Source organism: Ensifer sp. Root954, from assembly GCF_001429005.1.
In the GTDB taxonomy this organism is placed as follows: domain Bacteria; phylum Pseudomonadota; class Alphaproteobacteria; order Rhizobiales; family Rhizobiaceae; genus Ensifer; species Ensifer adhaerens.
This window is the reverse complement of sequence record NZ_LMJM01000025.1, coordinates 465,891-482,401: the sequence shown is the minus strand read 5'-3', so window position 1 is coordinate 482,401 and position 16,511 is coordinate 465,891. Positions and strand designations below refer to the sequence as shown.

Annotated in this window: 14 protein-coding genes; 2 read left to right on the top strand and 12 right to left on the bottom strand. The window is 64.3% G+C overall.

Translation table 11 applies throughout. From position 1 onward, the window contains the following. Positions 1 to 109: 109 nt before the first annotated feature. The 3 genes from ASE71_RS21640 to ASE71_RS21630 all read right to left on the bottom strand — a co-directional run bounded on the left by ASE71_RS21640 (position 110) and on the right by ASE71_RS21630 (position 3,128). Positions 110 to 1,027, bottom strand: a complete 918-nt coding sequence (locus ASE71_RS21640) for a PhzF family phenazine biosynthesis protein (protein WP_034793378.1) — start codon at positions 1,025 to 1,027, stop codon at positions 110 to 112. A 251-nt stretch (positions 1,028 to 1,278) separates the two neighbouring features. Continuing rightward, a complete protein-coding gene (locus ASE71_RS21635) occupies positions 1,279 to 2,019 on the bottom strand; it encodes an NUDIX hydrolase (protein WP_060516127.1) in 741 nt (246 codons plus the stop codon). Between the two features lie 2 nt (positions 2,020 to 2,021). Next, positions 2,022 to 3,128 (bottom strand): endonuclease/exonuclease/phosphatase family protein, encoded by a 1,107-nt coding sequence (locus tag ASE71_RS21630; RefSeq protein ID WP_034793373.1) that lies wholly within the window; start codon positions 3,126 to 3,128, stop codon positions 2,022 to 2,024. 395 nt (positions 3,129 to 3,523) lie between these two features. Here ASE71_RS21630 and ASE71_RS21625 point away from each other — a divergent pair, with 395 nt between their 5' ends. Beyond that, on the top strand, positions 3,524 to 4,981 hold the full coding sequence (locus ASE71_RS21625) for a CYTH and CHAD domain-containing protein (protein ID WP_244496821.1): 1,458 nt from the start codon (positions 3,524 to 3,526) through the stop codon (positions 4,979 to 4,981). Between the two features lie 48 nt (positions 4,982 to 5,029). On the opposite strand, the gene ASE71_RS21620 is transcribed toward ASE71_RS21625, so the two are convergent. The 6 genes from ASE71_RS21620 to ASE71_RS21595 all read right to left on the bottom strand — a co-directional run bounded on the left by ASE71_RS21620 (position 5,030) and on the right by ASE71_RS21595 (position 12,227). Continuing rightward, on the bottom strand, positions 5,030 to 6,577 hold the full coding sequence (locus tag ASE71_RS21620) for a DUF1254 domain-containing protein (RefSeq protein WP_082566244.1): 1,548 nt from the start codon (positions 6,575 to 6,577) through the stop codon (positions 5,030 to 5,032). Positions 6,578 to 6,953: 376 nt separating this feature from the next. Next, the gene (gene dapA / locus ASE71_RS21615; protein WP_060516125.1) at positions 6,954 to 7,871 is read right to left on the bottom strand and encodes a 4-hydroxy-tetrahydrodipicolinate synthase; all 918 of its coding nucleotides are present in this window, start codon (positions 7,869 to 7,871) and stop codon (positions 6,954 to 6,956) included. Positions 7,872 to 8,334: 463 nt separating this feature from the next. Then, the gene (locus ASE71_RS21610) at positions 8,335 to 8,976 is read right to left on the bottom strand and encodes a hypothetical protein (protein WP_060516124.1); all 642 of its coding nucleotides are present in this window, start codon (positions 8,974 to 8,976) and stop codon (positions 8,335 to 8,337) included. A gap of 2 nt (positions 8,977 to 8,978) precedes the next feature. Continuing rightward, complete coding sequence (locus tag ASE71_RS21605; protein ID WP_060516123.1) at positions 8,979 to 11,132, bottom strand: xanthine dehydrogenase family protein molybdopterin-binding subunit; 2,154 nt, start codon at positions 11,130 to 11,132, stop codon at positions 8,979 to 8,981. A 4-nt stretch (positions 11,133 to 11,136) separates the two neighbouring features. Further along, a complete protein-coding gene (locus tag ASE71_RS21600) occupies positions 11,137 to 11,592 on the bottom strand; it encodes a (2Fe-2S)-binding protein (protein ID WP_034793355.1) in 456 nt (151 codons plus the stop codon). A 239-nt stretch (positions 11,593 to 11,831) separates the two neighbouring features. After that, positions 11,832 to 12,227, bottom strand: a complete 396-nt coding sequence (locus tag ASE71_RS21595) for an Ohr family peroxiredoxin (protein ID WP_034793353.1) — start codon at positions 12,225 to 12,227, stop codon at positions 11,832 to 11,834. Between the two features lie 150 nt (positions 12,228 to 12,377). Between ASE71_RS21595 and ASE71_RS21590 the strand changes: the two genes are divergently transcribed. Further along, entirely contained in the window at positions 12,378 to 12,863 is a 486-nt protein-coding gene (locus tag ASE71_RS21590) for a MarR family winged helix-turn-helix transcriptional regulator (RefSeq protein ID WP_034793351.1), read from the top strand. A 127-nt stretch (positions 12,864 to 12,990) separates the two neighbouring features. Here ASE71_RS21590 and ASE71_RS21585 read toward each other — a convergent pair whose 3' ends face one another. The 3 genes from ASE71_RS21585 to ASE71_RS21575 all read right to left on the bottom strand — a co-directional run bounded on the left by ASE71_RS21585 (position 12,991) and on the right by ASE71_RS21575 (position 16,248). After that, the gene (locus ASE71_RS21585) at positions 12,991 to 14,022 is read right to left on the bottom strand and encodes a DUF3095 family protein (RefSeq protein WP_060516122.1); all 1,032 of its coding nucleotides are present in this window, start codon (positions 14,020 to 14,022) and stop codon (positions 12,991 to 12,993) included. A gap of 199 nt (positions 14,023 to 14,221) precedes the next feature. Then, positions 14,222 to 14,704: a transcription elongation factor GreA gene (gene greA, locus ASE71_RS21580; protein ID WP_060516121.1), complete on the bottom strand. Its 483-nt coding sequence runs from the start codon at positions 14,702 to 14,704 to the stop codon at positions 14,222 to 14,224. Between the two features lie 167 nt (positions 14,705 to 14,871). After that, on the bottom strand, positions 14,872 to 16,248 hold the full coding sequence (locus ASE71_RS21575; protein ID WP_244496820.1) for a phenylacetate--CoA ligase family protein: 1,377 nt from the start codon (positions 16,246 to 16,248) through the stop codon (positions 14,872 to 14,874). Between the last annotated feature and the right edge of the window lie 263 nt (positions 16,249 to 16,511).

The window sequence follows — 16,511 nt, the reverse complement described above, 5'->3', positions numbered from 1 at the left end:
AGCAGCTGACTCTTAATCAGCGGGTCCACGGTTCGAGCCCGTGATCACCCACCAAAACTTCTCTTAAGACGCTGATTAAGCTGAATTTTCCAAGTCTTATGCCGACGCCTCAGACGTAGAGTTCGCCGGCCGCAATCTTCACCGCATGGCCGCCGATGCGGGCGTTGCTGATCTCGCCGCCCGAGATGTCGAGATGCAGATGGATGAAGGACGGCCGTCCCATTTCCACGCCCTGCTCGACCAGCACCGGATGATGGCCGTCGACGAACTGGTCGAAATAGTGGATCGCGCCGGAAAGGGCGGCAACGGCCGAGCCGGTTGCCGGATCCTCCAGATTGCCGGCACCAGGGCCGAACTTGCGGGCGTGAAAGCGCGCCGTGTGGTTCACGCCGCCGCGACAATAGACGTAAGCCGCGGCCAGCCGTCCCTCGGCCATCGGCGTCAGTTGCTCCCAGCGCAGCGAATCGAACTCGATCGACGAAGCCGCCGCCACATCATGCACCGGCACCATGACGAAGGGTGCGCCCGCGCTCCAGAACGACGGCACGTGATTCTCGAAACCGATCTGCGAGAGTTTCAGGCTTAGCGCATCGGCGATCGCCTGCCGGTCGAAGCGTGCGTCGAGCCTGACCGATTTTCGCGGCAGGTCGAATTCGGCAAAGCTCGCCTGCCCGGGCTTGAGCCGCACGGCGCAGCGCACCGGCCCTACCTTCTCCTCCAGCACCTGCACGAGGTCGAAGCCTTCCTCGGTCGCGCCACGCTGGGCCTCGGCGATCGCAATTGCCGCACCGACGGTCGGATGGCCGGCAAAGGGCAGTTCCTGGGCAGGCGTGAAGATCCGGAGCTTCGCCGTATGCGCCGCACCGCCGGGCCTGCGGATAAACACCGTCTCCGACAGGTTGAATTCCTGCGCGATCGCCTGCATCGCTTCATCGTCGAGCCAGTCGGCACCGAAGACCACGGCCAGCGGATTGCCTTCCAGTCGCCTGTCGGTGAAGACGTCGTAGATCGCGTAGCTGAGCGCCATTCATGTCCCCTTGCGAATATGCGCGAACTTTGCAGCGTCGGGACGCGGGCGGCAAGGCTTAAAAGCGCCGGTACACAGCTCGGCGCGGATCACGTTTTCTTTAGCTCCGGCTCCGGCAGCACGCTACGCCGCTCACGCGGCCAAAAACCCTCCCGGCCGCAACCGGCGCGCATCCGCCGCCGCGCGGCCGCGTGGCGACCCCCGCTAAAACGCACAAATACAAGGAGATGCGACGTCCCGTTGATTCGAAATCAGAGCGGCTTCTCGCGCCGAAACAGCCAGTCGAGGATCGGCGGTATGAAGGGCGGATAGTTGTGCGCCACGGGATCCGGGCCGAAAACCGCGATCGCCTCGTCAATCTCCGGCTCCGGGTCCGCGGCAATGTGCTCCGCCACGCGCGCAACCAGCGCTGCCGCCGTCTCCGGATAGCGATAGACGCGGATGAGCGTCACGGCGCGGCCCATATGCAGCAGGTGATAGCCGGGCTCCACGGTCGCGAGCGAAAGGTCGATGCCGGTTTCTTCCATCGCCTCGCGGCGGATATTGCCGTCGATGTCGCAGCCGCCATCGACGATATCCTCGGGCTCGAGCGAACCGGAGGGGCTGTAGACCCGGCCCGGATTGGCGGTGTGCCCGCCCATGCGCACGAGGATCAGCGCACCATCGGAAGAAAGGATCGCCGGCATGGCGAAGAGATGAAAGGCACTCTTTGCTCGCGTCTTCCGCCACCAGAGAAAGGTCGAATAGGGCACCACATGCCCCTCGCCCCGCAGCCGGCCGTCCGCGATGCGAAGCGCCCTGAGCAACACCATCCGCCCGTCGAAGAGGTGCGGGTTGGCGGTAATCTCCCGTTGCCAGTTTTCCTGCGCGCGCTCCACCTCCTCCTGGTGAAACGGATGCGCCGCGCCGGTAACGCGGACATCCACCGCATCGATCGGGATGATGACGCCTTCATCCGGCCAGGCGTCCGTGTTGCTTTCAAGCGCGCTCATGCTCACACATCCAGGGTGATGGCCACGGGGCAATGGTCGGACGCCTTCGGCCGGTCCCAGCCGGTGCGCGGATAGCGCTCCACCTCCAGATCAGGCGGAAAGATCGTGCGGAACGGCTGGCCGCCGCGAATGACCTCGGGCACCTGGTGCGCGTTGCGCTTGGCAAGCGCCGGCGAAAGCCAGATATAGTCGAGCTGGCAGAGATGCCGCTCCTGCGGCCCGCGGCTGTGGAACAGCGTCCAGCGATCCATCACCGGACGGCGCAGCATCGGGTTCTCGACAAAGCCGTCGCGGGTGAAGACGTCGAGCGAACTCGTCTCCTCCTCATGCGGCACGAACTGGTAGCCGGTGCGCCGGTCGCCGAGGATGTTCACCTTCTCCTGGTAATCGTTCATGTCGCCGCAGATCGCGAACATCTTGTCGGCCGTCTTCCCGCGGCCGAAGCGGCTTTCGATGATGTGGCGCACAGCCGAGGCTTCGGCCACGCGCAGCGGCATCGTCGCCTGCCGGCCGTCGAGCCCTTCGCGCGCCGGCCCCATCGACTTGAAATGCACCACGTAGAGCGTCAGCGGCCGCCCGCCGATCCTTAAGTCCAGCTCCAGGCAGTCGCGCTTGAAGATCCGGTCGGCCGGACGGTTGGTAAGCGCTATTCTGTCGTTGAAGAGGTCGAGGTCCTCATAGGTCAGCCCCGCATGGCTCTTCACGTCGAGGCATTCGATCGGCTGGCCGTCGCGCGTCTCCTCGCGCATCAGCACGGCGACGTCGATCCCGCGCGAATCATTGCCCTCGATCAGGTACTTCTGGCGATAGCCGTTGCCGACCATGCGAAAAAGGTAGTTGTATTCGAAGGCCTGCAGCGAGGCCATGTTGTCGGCTTCCTGCAGGCAGAGGATATCGGCATCGCAATCGGCAATCGCGAGCGCCGACATCTGCCGCGTATCGTCCGTATGCGCAATCGTGCGCGCCTCCTCCAGCCGCTGGTACTCGGCTTCCGTCTTCACGTCGAAGAGCCGGAGCACGCGGTCCTGTTTCAGCTGGTTGCGAAAGCCGGAAAAATCGAAGCGGCTCAAAAGGTTTTCGATGTTGAAGGTGGCAAGGCGAAGCGACATTTATCAATTCCGTGGCATGAAATGCGGGGAGCTTAAGCAATTCCAGGAAAAGTGTGAAACGGTTTCCGTCCGGAATTGGTCATCTCAAAAAGCAATTCCAGGAAAAGTGCGAAGCGGTTTTCCGTCCGGAATCGCGCCATCTCAAAAAGCAATTCCAGGAAAAGTGTGAAGCGCTTGTCCGTTCGGAATTGCGTCGCCTCAAAAGCAATTCGAGGAAAAGTGCGAAGCGGTTTTCCGTCAGGAATCCATTGAAATCCCGTACACACCGGCGGCCTCCAGCTTCGAGCGCGACCTATCGCGTGGGACCGCCGCCGCAAATATGATCCATGTCATCCAGAACACGAACCAATGTGCTCATATGGCATTATCGCGTTGTCTCTTGCACTTGTTGGAGGATGGGGTTGAACACGGAAATCGAAATCAAGCTCGAGCTTCTCCCTGAAGATCTCGATCGCTTCGCCGCATCCGGGCTTCTGGGTGAGCCGGCGCGCGTCGAAAGCCAGCGGTCCGTCTATTTCGATACGCGCGCCCGCGACCTGTTCCAGTCGGGTTTCACGCTGCGCATCCGCACGGTCGGTTCTGCCCGCACCCAGACGATCAAGGCGACGGGAGCGAGCGCCTCGGTTTTCGCCCGGCCGGAATGGGAGCAGCCGCTGGACAGCGACGAGCCGGTGGTCGACCACACCACGCCGCTTGCCGCCCAGTTCGACCTCGAGCCAGGCGATCTGCAGGCGCATTTTGCCGTCGATGTCGAGCGCACCACCTGGAAAGTGAAACAGGATGGCGCCGACGTCGAGGTCGTGCTCGACCGCGGCCTGATCACCGCGGGCACCCGCCAGACCGCGATCGGCGAGATCGAACTTGAGCTCAAGGACGGCGCGCCCGAGGCGCTCTTCACGCTCGCCCGCCGTATCGAGGCGATCGTTCCCATCCGCTTCGGCGTCATGTCCAAGGCGGAGCGCGGCTTCCGTCTCATCGATGCCGAGCAGATGGTCTTCAAGGCCGAGCCGGTCGAACTCGACCGCGAGATGCGGGTGGCAAAGAGCTTCCGCACGGTCGCCCTTGCCTGTCTTCGCCACCACCGCCTGAACGAAGACGTGCTGCGCGTGCGCCAGAACCCGGAGGCCCTGCACCAGGCTCGCGTTGCCCTTCGGCGCCTGCGATCGGCCTTCTCGCTCTACAGGGATTTGTTTCAGGACGACGAAAGTACGCGCCTGAAAGGCGAGCTGAAGTGGCTGGCGGGCGTCTTCGGCAAGGCCCGCGACGTCGACGTTCTCCTGGCCCGCGCATCCCAGCCGGAACTTGTCGAGTGGCTGAAGACAGCCCGCGCCGCCCGCTATCGGGAGGTGTTCGCGGCGCTCGATGACGGACGCGGCCGCGCCCTCATGCTCGATCTCCACCAGTGGCTGCACTGCGGCGCCTATCTTTCATCGCCGCCCGCCGAACTTCACGATCGGCCCGTGACCGATTTTGCCGAGGCCGTGCTCGACCGCGAGCGCCGGAAGCTGAAGAAGCACGGCCGCGCGCTCGCCAAGATCAACGACGAGGAGCGGCACGAGGCCCGCAAGGACGCCAAGAAGCTGCGCTATGCCGCCGAATTCTTTGCGACACTGTTCGACGACAAGCGTGGCGCCAGGCGCCACAAGCGCTTCACGGCCGCAATGGCCGCACTGCAGGATGAACTCGGCACGCTCAACGATCTGGTTTCGGCGCCGAATGTGCTCGGCGAGATCGGCCTCGAAGATCACCCGGACGCCGGAACGCTCGTCGTTCAGGCCAACAAGGACAAGCTCATCGACCGCGCGCAGGCTGCGCTCGACGACGTGATCGACGTCAAGCGCTTCTGGCGTTGAGCATGCCGGGCAAACCGACGTCGGTTTATCCCGGCACCTTGGCCACCCTCATGCCGCAACCGTGATCTTCGGCGGCTGCCAGGTGCCGTCGAGGATCGCGTCCTTGCCCCAATAGGCGCGAATGTAGAGCGAGAAGATTCCGTGCGGCGCCGGCAGCCAGTTGCTGTCCTTCTCCCCGCCGGGGCGCTCGGCGCTCACATAAAGCGTCAGCGAGCCGTCGGCATTGCGCTTCAGCCTGTCGCTCTTGGTGCCCAGCGAATAGCGCTTGAAGTCGTTGGTGTGGAAGAGGTGCTTGTCGTCATAAAGGGTCAGCGACCAGAAGCCGTTGACCGGCGGTTCCTGGCCGGGCGCAAAGGTGATCTCGTAGAGTTTCACGCCGGTCAGCTGGTCGCCGGCGCCGTCGAAGTCGGTATAGAAATACTGCGTCTCGCTCGGCCGGTTGTTGAACATGTTCGACTTGGCGGTGCCGGTCCGGTTGAAGTAGTCGATCCCCCATTGCGCATTGTTGACCGAGCGGTTCCAGCCATTGCCGGCCGGCAGCCCGTTGCGCTGCCATTCCAAGAAGGGGTGGATGACCTTGTTCTCGGTCTCGATCGCGGTGTCGACGAGCATGCCCCGAAGCTCGGGATCCCGCTCGGCCGCGTCGAGCAACAGGCGGAACTGGGCAAAAAGCGCCTCCTCCCCCGGCAGCGGATCGACCGCGGCGATGGCGTCGCCGAACTGGTCGAAGAACGTCTCCGGCGTCACCCATTTGGTTTCGGCGTCGGTCGCGCCGCCGTTTAAGGGCGGAGCCGGAATGTCGGTCAGCTTTGCCCATTCGATCGTCTTCGCCTCGCCGGTAAACTCTTTCAGCGGATAGAAAACCACCTGGTTGATCAGCGGCTGGACCGCCTGGTTGTCGTCGCTCACATCGGTCTGGAAGATGCGGGGAATGGCGCTCGCAAGCGATGTCGGGGAGCGGATGATGTCGGTGATGCCGGCGGGCTTCAGCCCGTCCCAGTCGGGGCCGACAAGAAGATAGAAGCCGGGCCGCGTGCCATAGGGCTTGCCGAGCTGGCCGAACTGATCGGTGCGGGCATCGTAGAGCGAATAGAGCCAGAAGCGGTCGCCGAAGTCGGGCACCTGCGCGACGACGGGCTCATCGTCGAGCTCGAAGAAACCGAGGCCATAGACGACGTCCTGGTTGGGGCATGTGACGAAGGTTTCCGACGGCTCGATATAGTCGTGCAGCATGCCCACCTGGCCGCGCGGGGCCACAGGCGAAAGGCCACCGAGCAGACCCGCATAGGGCGCCTGGGTGACCTTGGCCCTGCGGTTCAGCATGTTGACGATCGGCCAGCCCCAGATATAGGCCATCTGCCCGATCGTACGGGCATAGCCTGGATGCATGGCAACACCGGTCACCGGCAGCGTCGGCGCTCCCGGCCCGAGCGCTTGCTGCGCCTCGGCGGGCGTGGCCGAGGTAACGACCGAGGCGGCGGTCAAAGCCGCCGGAACGGCCGCGCCGGCACCGATCGCGGCAAGCGAGGCTGCTCCGATCCCGCCTTTCATCATGTCGCGTCGAGTGATTTCAAGATTGCTGCCGGATGTTTTCATCATCGTCTCCAGGCGTCCTGATCAATCAGCTTTCGAAAGGCACCCGCACAGGCGCCCCGTTTTTGGCACACCGTCCATCTCGCCCGGCTCGTCCTCGCGCCGGGAAACCGGCCTTTCGCCCTCACCCGTGACGGTTCAGGACACGGATCGCTCGCAAGAATGGTTCTCTGTTTTTTTTCCTCAACTGCGGCATTTCAATGCCCAGCAGCACGGGTCCGCACAGGGCCGTCGGACACCGCGCGTGAGGACCGCTATCCTGCCGAAACAAGCCGTTCGGCGAAAGTACGTAACTGTTAAAATACGATGCAAATGACCACGCAAAGCAGGGCGATCTTCCTTTCACCGATCGCCCCCGCCTTGAGGAACCGTCGCAGGCTCAGCGGCGGCCGTCCTGCGCCGCTATCGCCCTTTCGATCCTCAGCGCCAAGTCATCACTCACCGGCACCATCGGTAGGCGCATCTCCGGGCTGTCGATCAGCCCCGCGCGCCACAGCCAGTGCTTGATCGGGCCGGGGCTCGGCTCGGCAAAGAGCAGCCGCGGCAGGTCGGCAAGGCGCTGCCATGCGGAAAGCGCCCCCGCCTGGTCGCCGGCAAGCAGCCTGTTGCGAACATCGGCGAAGGCTGCCGTCTGCACATGGGCGGACGCCGTGATCCCGCCTTCGGCCCCTTGCGTCAGCGCCGTGTAGAACAACGGGTCCTCGCCGGTCAGTACGGCGAAATCGCGCGGCTTGTGGCGGATGAGATCGAAGGATTGCGTCGCATCCGCCGAACAATCCTTGACGCCGACGATGTTTCTCCGTTCCGCCAGTTGCAGCATCGTCTCGTTGCCGAGGTTGACGCCCGTCCGGTAGGGAATGTTGTAGATCAGGATCGGCCGGTCCGTGGCATCAGCAAGGGCCGAGAAATGCGCAAACAGCCCCCGCTGCGACGGCCGCGTGTAATAGGGGCAGGCAATCAGATAGCCATCGACGCCCCAAGCGGCCACCCGCTCCAGCGCCTTCACCGACTTCCGCGTATCGCTGCCGGCAAGCCCGAAATAGACCGGGATGCGCCGGCCGGACCCAGCCAGGGCCTGATTGGTGATCGCAACCACCCGCTCGCACTCCGCCTCGTCGAGCGCCATGCCCTCGCCCGTGGTCGCGCCGAGAATGAATCCATCGATCGGCTCGGCCGCATAGTGGACGACCAGCCGGCGGAGTGAGCGCTCGTCCAGTTCACCATTGCGAAAGGGCGTGATCAGCGGCAGCCAGAGGCCGCCAAGGCCCGGCGATTGCGTTGAAGCTGTGCTTTCCATGAAATTCCATCTCCTTGAAGAAACCGGAGACGGAGAGCGCAAGCGAAAACCCCGTCCGAACCGGCGGGGTCGATCTGGTCCTTGTGCTTGCTATGCTCTGCGCGCAACGACCGACAGCCCCGGGTGCGGGGCTTTTTTCGCAGTCGTCAGTTTGGCGAGGCGGCAGGTCATGGGCGCGAAGGTCGAACAGTCCGGCTGCATTGTCAAGGAGGACCCGCTCCTAGCGACGACGTGCCTGCGCTCCCCGATCGTCGCAGCAACGCCTCGATCTTGCAATTTTCAGTTGTTTACAGTTACTTGGCCGCATCAAATCCAATCTTGCAGCAGGCCTGGCGAAGGCTGCTGAAGATTGCATGACACCGTGCGCGGCACGCGCTTCGACAGGCTGATACAGCGCTCGCCGGCAATCCAACCCGCTTAGCCCAAACTTGAGCTTCCGCTCAGTCCGGACATGAGCTTCCGCTCAGTCCGGACATTCCGCGCCGGTCTCCACCCAGGCCGTGATCAGCGCGGCGAACTCCGGTTGCGAACCGGGCGGCGCGCTGCGGCCCTCACCCGGATGCCAGGCCCAGCCGACCAGGTGATCCTCGCCCATGTGCTTGATGAGATCGGCATGGGAGCGGTTGCCGTTACGCTCGGTGTCCTTCACCTGTTCGCAGATCTCGCGAACGGTGAGGCCCTGCCAGGCCATGCTTTCGGGCGCCAGCTGCCAATGGGCGTTGCCGGGGATGGACTTCAGCCGGCTGCCGACGATCGCCCGGTTCTCCGCGCCGTGGCAGGTGCTGCAGGCAAGGCCGGCCGGCCCCATCGAACTGTCGGCGGCGATCATCAGTGGCACATGCGGATGCATGTCCTCGCCCTGCGTCGGGCTGCGCGTTGCCGGGTGACAGTTGATGCAGCGCGGATGGGTGAGCACCCGGCTCGCCTCGGCAAAGATCGCCTTCGAGCGCTGGCGCGCATCGGTGATCGAGGCAAAGTCGGCCGCGCCTTTCAAGGCGCCGCCGCTGGCGGTTTCGGCAAAACCGCTGACCGGCTCGAAAGTGGCGATGAGACCTGCCGCCACGAGCGCGGATGCAAGCGAAAGAGCAAGGGCGGGCCTGTTCATGGTCACACCCTCCTCAGGTCGCCCTGGTCGATCGGCAGGGTTCTGAGCCGCTTCCCGGTCGCCATGAAGATCGCGTTCAGAAGCGCCGGCGCCACGCCGGGCGTGCCCACTTCGCCGATGCCGCCGGGCGCCTCGGCGCTCGGCACGATATGCACCTCGATCGGCGGCGTCTCGTGAATGCGCAGGACAGGCGCATCGTCGAAATTCCCTTCGACCACCGCGCCGTTTTCGACGGTGATGCGCCCGTAAAGTGCCGCACTCAGGCCGTAGACGACGCCGCTCTGGATCTGTGCTTCGACCGTGTCCGGGTTGATCACCTGGCCGCAATCGACCGCGCAAACGATACGCTCGGTCTTGAACCTGCCGTTCCCGTCGAGGCTGACTTCGGCGACCATCGCTGCGAAGCTGCCGAAATCCTCGGCAACCGCGATACCCCGCCCCCTGCCCTTGGCAAGCGGGGTCGACCAGCCGGCCTTCTCGGCTGCAAGGTCGAGCGCGCCGAGCAGCCGCGGCTTGTGCTGCAGCAGCCGCCGTCGGTATTCGAGCGGATCGATGCCCGCCAGTTCCGCCAGTTCGTCGATTCCGCATTCGACCGGGGGAATGTTGCGGGTGGCGCCGACACCACGCCAGTTACCGGTGAGCATGCCATCCGGCGCCTCTTGGCGGGCAAAATCGGTCTGCCTGTTTTCGATCGCATAGGGCGTTTCGGCCCCTGCCATCTGGTCGAGGTCGACACCGTCCTTGGTAAAGCCCGGGAACCAGCGCGCCATGACCGACGGGCCGATGACCCGGTGCCGCCAGGAGACCGGCATGCCGTCGGCCCCGAGCGTCGCCGTCACCTTGCTGTAGTTGAGGTAACGATAGCAGTCGTGACGGATGTCCTCCTCCCGGCTCCAGGTCACTTTCACCGGGCCCTTCACCTGCTTGGCGATCTTCGTCGCGAGGATCACGCCGTCGACATCGAGCCTGCGGCCAAAGCCGCCGCCGAGCAAGTGGTTGTGCACCACCACCTTTTCGACCGGCAGGCCGGTCACGTCGGCCGCCGCCTGCCGTGCCCGGCTCATGATCTGCGTCCCCACCCAGACCTCGCAGCCATCGGGGCGCACATGCACGGTGCAATTCATCGGCTCCATGGCGGAATGGGTCAGGATCGGCATGCGGTAGACGAATTCGTGCACCGGCCCATGCTCGGCCTCGGCCTTGGCGACATCGCCTTCGCTGACATGCGGCAGAGCCTTGCCGTCGATCGCCGCATCCATGAGGTGCTCGAGTTCGGCTTGCGAAACCGAGGCGCTCGGCCCCGGATCCCATTCGATCGAAAGGGCCGCGAGCCCCTTCCGCGCAGCGCCGGTATTGTTGGCGACGACCGCGACGGCCTCCTCGATGCGGACCACCTGGCTGACGCCCTTGATCGCCATGGCCGGGGCCTCGTCGACTGAGCGCAGCTTGCCGTTGAAGTGCGGACAGATCGCGATCGCCGCATAGGAGACGCCATCCGGGCGGGCATCGATGCCGAATTTCGCGGTGCCGTTCACCTTCTCCGGGCTGTCGAGACGATGCACCGGCTTGCCGATCACCCGGTAGCTGGACGCCGGCTTCAGCGGCACCTCCTGCGGCACGACTTCAGAGGCCGCAGCCGCAATCAGGCTGCCATAGGCGGCGCGCCGGCTGCCGGCGGTCTCGACCACATGTCCCGCCTCGGCCTTGCAGGCGTCCGGCGAAACGCCCCAGTCGCGCGCCGCAGCACCGATGAGCATGATGCGGGCCGCCGCACCCGCCTTGCGCATCTGCTCGTAGACACCGCGGATCGCAAAGGAACCGCCGGTGATCTGGTCGCCCAGCAGCGGATTGGCATATTGCTTGGGGTCGGCCGGCGCATGTTCCAGCACCACCTGGTCGAGCCCGACCTCCAGCTCTTCGGCAAGCATCATCGCGACCGCCGTATAGATGCCCTGCCCCATTTCCACCGAGGGCATGACGAAGGTGATCTTGCCTTCCTGGGGAATGCGGATGAAGGCGTTCGGCGAAAAGGGCTCGCCCGCTGCGACGGCAGCCTGCGGCCTGAACCCGATCACCAGCCCCGCGCCGGTCAGCGATGCGCCGATCAGAAGCTGGCGGCGCGATAAGGAAAGGTTCGTTCTGTCGAAGATGGACATGGCATCACCCCCGCGCCGCAAGCTTGATGGCTGCACGAATGCGCGGATAGGTGCCGCAACGACAGATGTTTCCGGCCATGACGGCATCGATGTCGTCGTCGGTCGGCGTGGGATTGGCGGCAATGAGCGCGGTCGCCGACATGATCTGCCCGGATTGACAGTAGCCGCACTGCACCACGTCGATGTCGAGCCAGGCCTGCTGCACCCGTTTGCCCTCGGGCGTGTCGCCGATGGCCTCGATCGTGGTGATCGGTTTCTCCGCCGCCTCTGACACCGGCATCACGCAGGAGCGCGCCGCCTGGCCGTCGACATGCACCGTGCAGGCGCCGCACATGGCGATGCCGCAGCCGAATTTGGTTCCGGTAAGCCCTATCGTGTCGCGCAGGACCCAGAGCAGAGGGATATCGCCGTCCACATCGACGGCATAGCTCTTTCCATTGACCGTGAGGTTGTAAGGCATGCGACCATCGGCCCCTCAGGGCCGCTCCCCTGTACATGCGAAGGCGCGAAAATACCAACAAGGGCGACGATCGGCCAAATTACATTCTTGTGAGGTCCCGTCGGGAAAATCCCTCCGCCGCCGCCGCCGGACACCATGCGTAGAGGAACGAGCGCTGCTGAAACGAAATCGGGATGCGCCGCGGCTGGTGACCAGCTCAGGCACATCCCGATGATATCAATAGGTTTTTTTAGCCGAAATCAGAGGAGATTGGTCTCGACGTCGATGTTGCCGCGCACTGCCTTGGAGTAAGGGCAGATATCATGGGCGGCGTGGATGATGTCGTGCGCAACGTCGCGGTCGAGACCATCCAGGCGAACGTTCAGGCGGGCACGCAGGAAATAGGAGCCGTCGTTGACGTTGAGATCGATCTCGGTATCGACCTGCGGCCCGGCCGGGAGCTTCACCTTGCGCTGCAGCGCTGCGAGCTCGATCGCGCCCAGGTAACAGGCCGACCAGGCGGCACCGAACAGGTTTTCCGCGGCCGGATGCGGCTGGGTGAGCTTGAGTTCCAAAGTGCCGTCTTGGCTGATGGTGCCGCCGTCGCGGCCGCTGGTGTTGTGGGTCTTGCCGGTGAAAAGAAGCTTCTCGGTCATGTCATTTCCTCTCTGTTTGATTTTTTATCGGATCCGCTTTAATCGGATGCGATGTTTATAGATGAAGCGTGAAGCACCGTCAACACCATTGCGATTTAATCGGATACGATTTATATTAAGTGCAGACAACGAAAAGGAAAAAAGATTCCCATGTCCACGTCCAAGACTGCCAAGGACCCTGGCACTGCATCGGCCAAGGGCGGCAAGAAGCTCTCGAACTTCCTGTGCTTTGCGATCTACTCGGCAAATCTTGCCTTCGGCCGCGCCTACAAGCCCCTGCTCGACAAGCTGGGCCTCACCTATACCCAATACGTGACCCTCGTGGCGCTGTCGGAAGAGGACGACCAGACGGTGAGCACGCTTGGTGAAAAGCTCTTTCTGGAATCGAACACGCTGACGCCGATCCTGAAGAAGCTCGAGGCTGACGGTTACCTTCAGCGTCGCCGCGATCCCGCGGACGAACGCCAGGTGCGACTGACGCTGACGCCGGCCGGCCAGGCGGTGGTGGATGCCGAGCCGGGTGCTGCGCTGACCGACGTGATCGGCCTCGGTGACGACTTTGAGACGGTGCAGCGGTCGGTGGCAAAGCTGCGCGACAACCTGCTAGGCGCTGGTCAGCCCGGAAACCGGAAATAGTGAAGGTCGCTGAAACGCCCGCCTGCCGCTGCCGCGATTATCGCTCGCGCAAAGGCCGGCACGGCGATTGGAGCGGCCAGCATCACGCGCAAGGGCGGCTCTCCGCCGCCCTTGCCGCTTGGCCGGATCAGGCACTCAAGCGCTCACGCGGCACCATCATTTCCGCCGCTTTGGCGTAACCGCCGTCCATGCCGTCGAGAAAATGTAAGTGCGCATCCGGTCGCGCCGACGGCACAAGGCAGGTCATCAGCGCGTGGCTCTGCCGATGCAGCCCGAAGATCACCTCGCCGCGCGCCTTGGCGGCCGCAAGGATCGCCTCGATGCGGTCGATCTGCTCCGTCGTGCAATCCACCGTCAGGCGCAGGCCGTCGTCATATTTGCGGAAATCGGAACTGGCGGCCACTCCCGCCCAGCGCTCGGGCGCAACCCGCACCCGCGCGTCCTTCGGCACACCCATTTCCTCCGGCAGAGGATGCGACTGCCGCGGCCCTTGATCGAAGACAGCGATCACCGCGCGCGCCACGGCGGCAAAGCGCTCGGGCGTCACTTCATCGGCGGGTTCGGCCAGCAGCGACAGGATCTGCCCCTGCCGGCTTGGAAACGGCCGCCATTCGCAGGCAAGGCCGGTCAGATCCGGTTCGGCTCCATGGCTTTCCGGCGAAAGCAGGTAGCGCCCCTCTTTCAGCTGCCGCTCCGCCCATTTAAGCCCACCGCCGGCAAACATCGCATAGGTCGCGTTTTCCGATGCGGCATAGCGGGCGATGCGCACATCCTGGCCATGTTCCCTGATATCCCGGACCGTCAGCAGGCCGACGCGCAAATCGAGACCAAACCGGTCCCTTGCGAAGGCGGCGAGCTGCCGCAGCGCCGAAGCTGCCATTGCCGCCCCGCCGGGCGCCAGCGCAAAGGCCGCGCCATCGCCGCGAAACACGAAGGGAAAATCGAAATCGCCGCGCGCATTGCCGATGGCGGCAATCGCCGAAGCGCCGACATAGTTGACGTCCTCGTAGCGCCCGGCCCGGATCGCGCCGGTGGAATTCACGACGTCGGTGATCCCGATCAGCCAGTCGTCCGGCAGCGGCTCGTAGACATCGGGATCGAGCACGCGGGAAAACTCGCGATAGGCGCGAACGGGCGTAGCGTCACCAGTGTTGTGCATGTCCATTCTCCGTACCGACGAACCGAGCAAACCTCTTGGCCGCCTGCCTCCGGCAAGCGCCTCCGATCATCCGGCACCGCCAAATTAGATCGGACGCGATATAAATACCGAGCAACAGCGGAATGTCAAGATGACACTATTAAATCGGATACGATAATAATGGCCACGAATCCCCGCGATCAAGCCGAAACGCTAAAGGTCAGGAAATCGCCACGACCTCGAGCTCCTGGTCGCCGACCGTGACGAGGTCGCCCACTGCCTTGTCCATGAGGATGCGTGCCACCGGCGAGACATAGGAGATCGATCCCGCCTTGGGGTCTGCCTCGTCCTCGCCGACGATCCGGTATTTTTGTACCCGCCCGTCGTCCCGGCTGAAGGTCACCGTGCTGCCAAAGGCGACGATCTCGTTGGAGGCAGGTTCGGGCATCAGCTGTGCGGTGCGCAGCCGTTCGGAGAGATAGCGCACGTCCCGCAAGGGTCCCGCCTGCTGCCGCCGCTTTTCGTTCACGTCGTCGATCGTGGCTGCCGCTTCATAGGCGACCCGCGCCTCCTGCATCTGCGCCTCCAGCGCCGTCAGCCCCGCCTTTGTCACCAGGTTCGGATGCGGGGAAACCGCCCGGTCCGGCAGCAATGTCTCGGCGGCGGTTTCGGCACTTTCTTCCTTGGTGAAGGCAACGCTCAATCTTCAAAACTCCGTATCGCGGGCAAGAGGCCGGCTTCATATCGGCCCCGGACCGGCCTATCAACACTATAAGCCGCTTGCCCGCCCGCCGGCCACCGGAATGTCCACCTGCTGCCGCGTGGCCGAAGCCGGGCCGCGATTGCACCACGCGTGCATCCTGCCCTCTCCTAGTCGCCGCCGGAGACCACCAGCTTTTGCTTGGCGCCGCCGCCCGAACGCGCAATCGCATCCACGACCCGCACACGGAACTCCGCGGGTTCGGCTTCCACCGCCTCGAGTGCCGCACGCACGCCCAGTTCGACGGCAGCGTGGACGGCGGCCGCATCGGCGCCTTCAAACACGGCGATCGCGATTTCCAGACCATCCGGCAGTTGCACGAACTGGAATTGCCGCACCCCGGCCGCACCCGTCAGCGGCGAGCGAAGCCGGTGGGCGTGCACATTGACGGTTCCGCCACCGCGCCTGGGCAGCCGCAGCGTCTCTTCCCTCCGCCCGGCAATCGACCCGATCCGCCAGAACGGCAGGCCGCAGCGGCACGGCTCGGTCGCCATCGCCACGATGTCGGAGATCTCGTAGCGCACCAGCGGCAGCGCGCGATTGGCAAGGGTCGTCACCAGCAGCTTCTCGCCCTCCACGCCGTCGGGTACCGGGCGGTCGTCTCCGTCCACCACCTCGAAGACGAAGCTGTCTTCGGCGAGATGCAGCCCGTCGCCAAGCAAGCATTCGTGGCCCATGGGTCCCGCCTCGGTGCAGACATAGCTGTCGGCGATGGCCGCCTGCCAGGTCTCGGCCGCAAGCTCGCGCACCTCCTCCGTCAGCGTCTCGGCGCTGGTTCGGAAAAGCCGCGGCCTGATCTTCAGCCGCCCCGCCTGCTGCTCGCCCACCAGGACACGCACGAAGGACGGATAGGTCGAGATCACCTCGGGCTGGTTCAGGTTGAGGCCCTCCACGATCTCCTCGATCGGCATCAGCACGTTGAACCGGGGCGCCGGCGGCCTCAACGCCCGAAGCTCCACGCCGATATGGTAGGAAATATGGACCGGCGACGAGGCGAATATGGCAACACTGCGCGTCGTCTCGTCGATGCCGACGATCGCCTGGAAACGCACCATGTTGGCGATGGCCGATAGCCAGGCTGCGGGATCGAAGACCGCGACCCCACGCTCGCCGGTCGTGCCGCCCGTGGCAACGGCTCTGTATTCACCAAGCAGAAGCGAGCCGGAAGACTGTCCGCCGAGATGCCCCTCGACCAGTTGCCGGCTCAGCCTCGGGTCGGTAACGATCCGGTCGAAATTCTCCATAAGCGCCCGCTTCGTCAGCACGGGCAGGTCCTTGAGTGCGGCCCCCTGCGCCAAGCGGTCGCCAATGGTTTCGCGATAGTAGGGTGACGCACTGACCGCATGCTTCAGGGCGGATTGCAGCGCGCCGCCTTGAAACGATCGCAACAGCTCCCGCGACCATTCCGAGCGCAGCAGACGCTCCCGTGCCGTCTTCAGCAGAAGGTCGCGATCGAGCGTCGGAGACGCGGCGGTGACTGGCGACATCGGATCAATCCTCGTGTCCTGCTTCAGCCTGGAACCGCGCCAACTGCAACCGGGCACGGTCAAAAGGTCCGCATGCGGACGAACCGTCGCTCCGGCAGATGGAACCGGAGCCCCTTGCCGCGGAAAGCGGAATCGGCCCGCCTGCCCGCTGCAACCGGGATTTGCGGCGAAACGTCCAATTGCACCTCAGGGCCTTGATTGTATCGCGAAGGCGGGGATCTATGCGACTGCAACGCGGAATACCCGCCCCGCCCCCAGTCTCG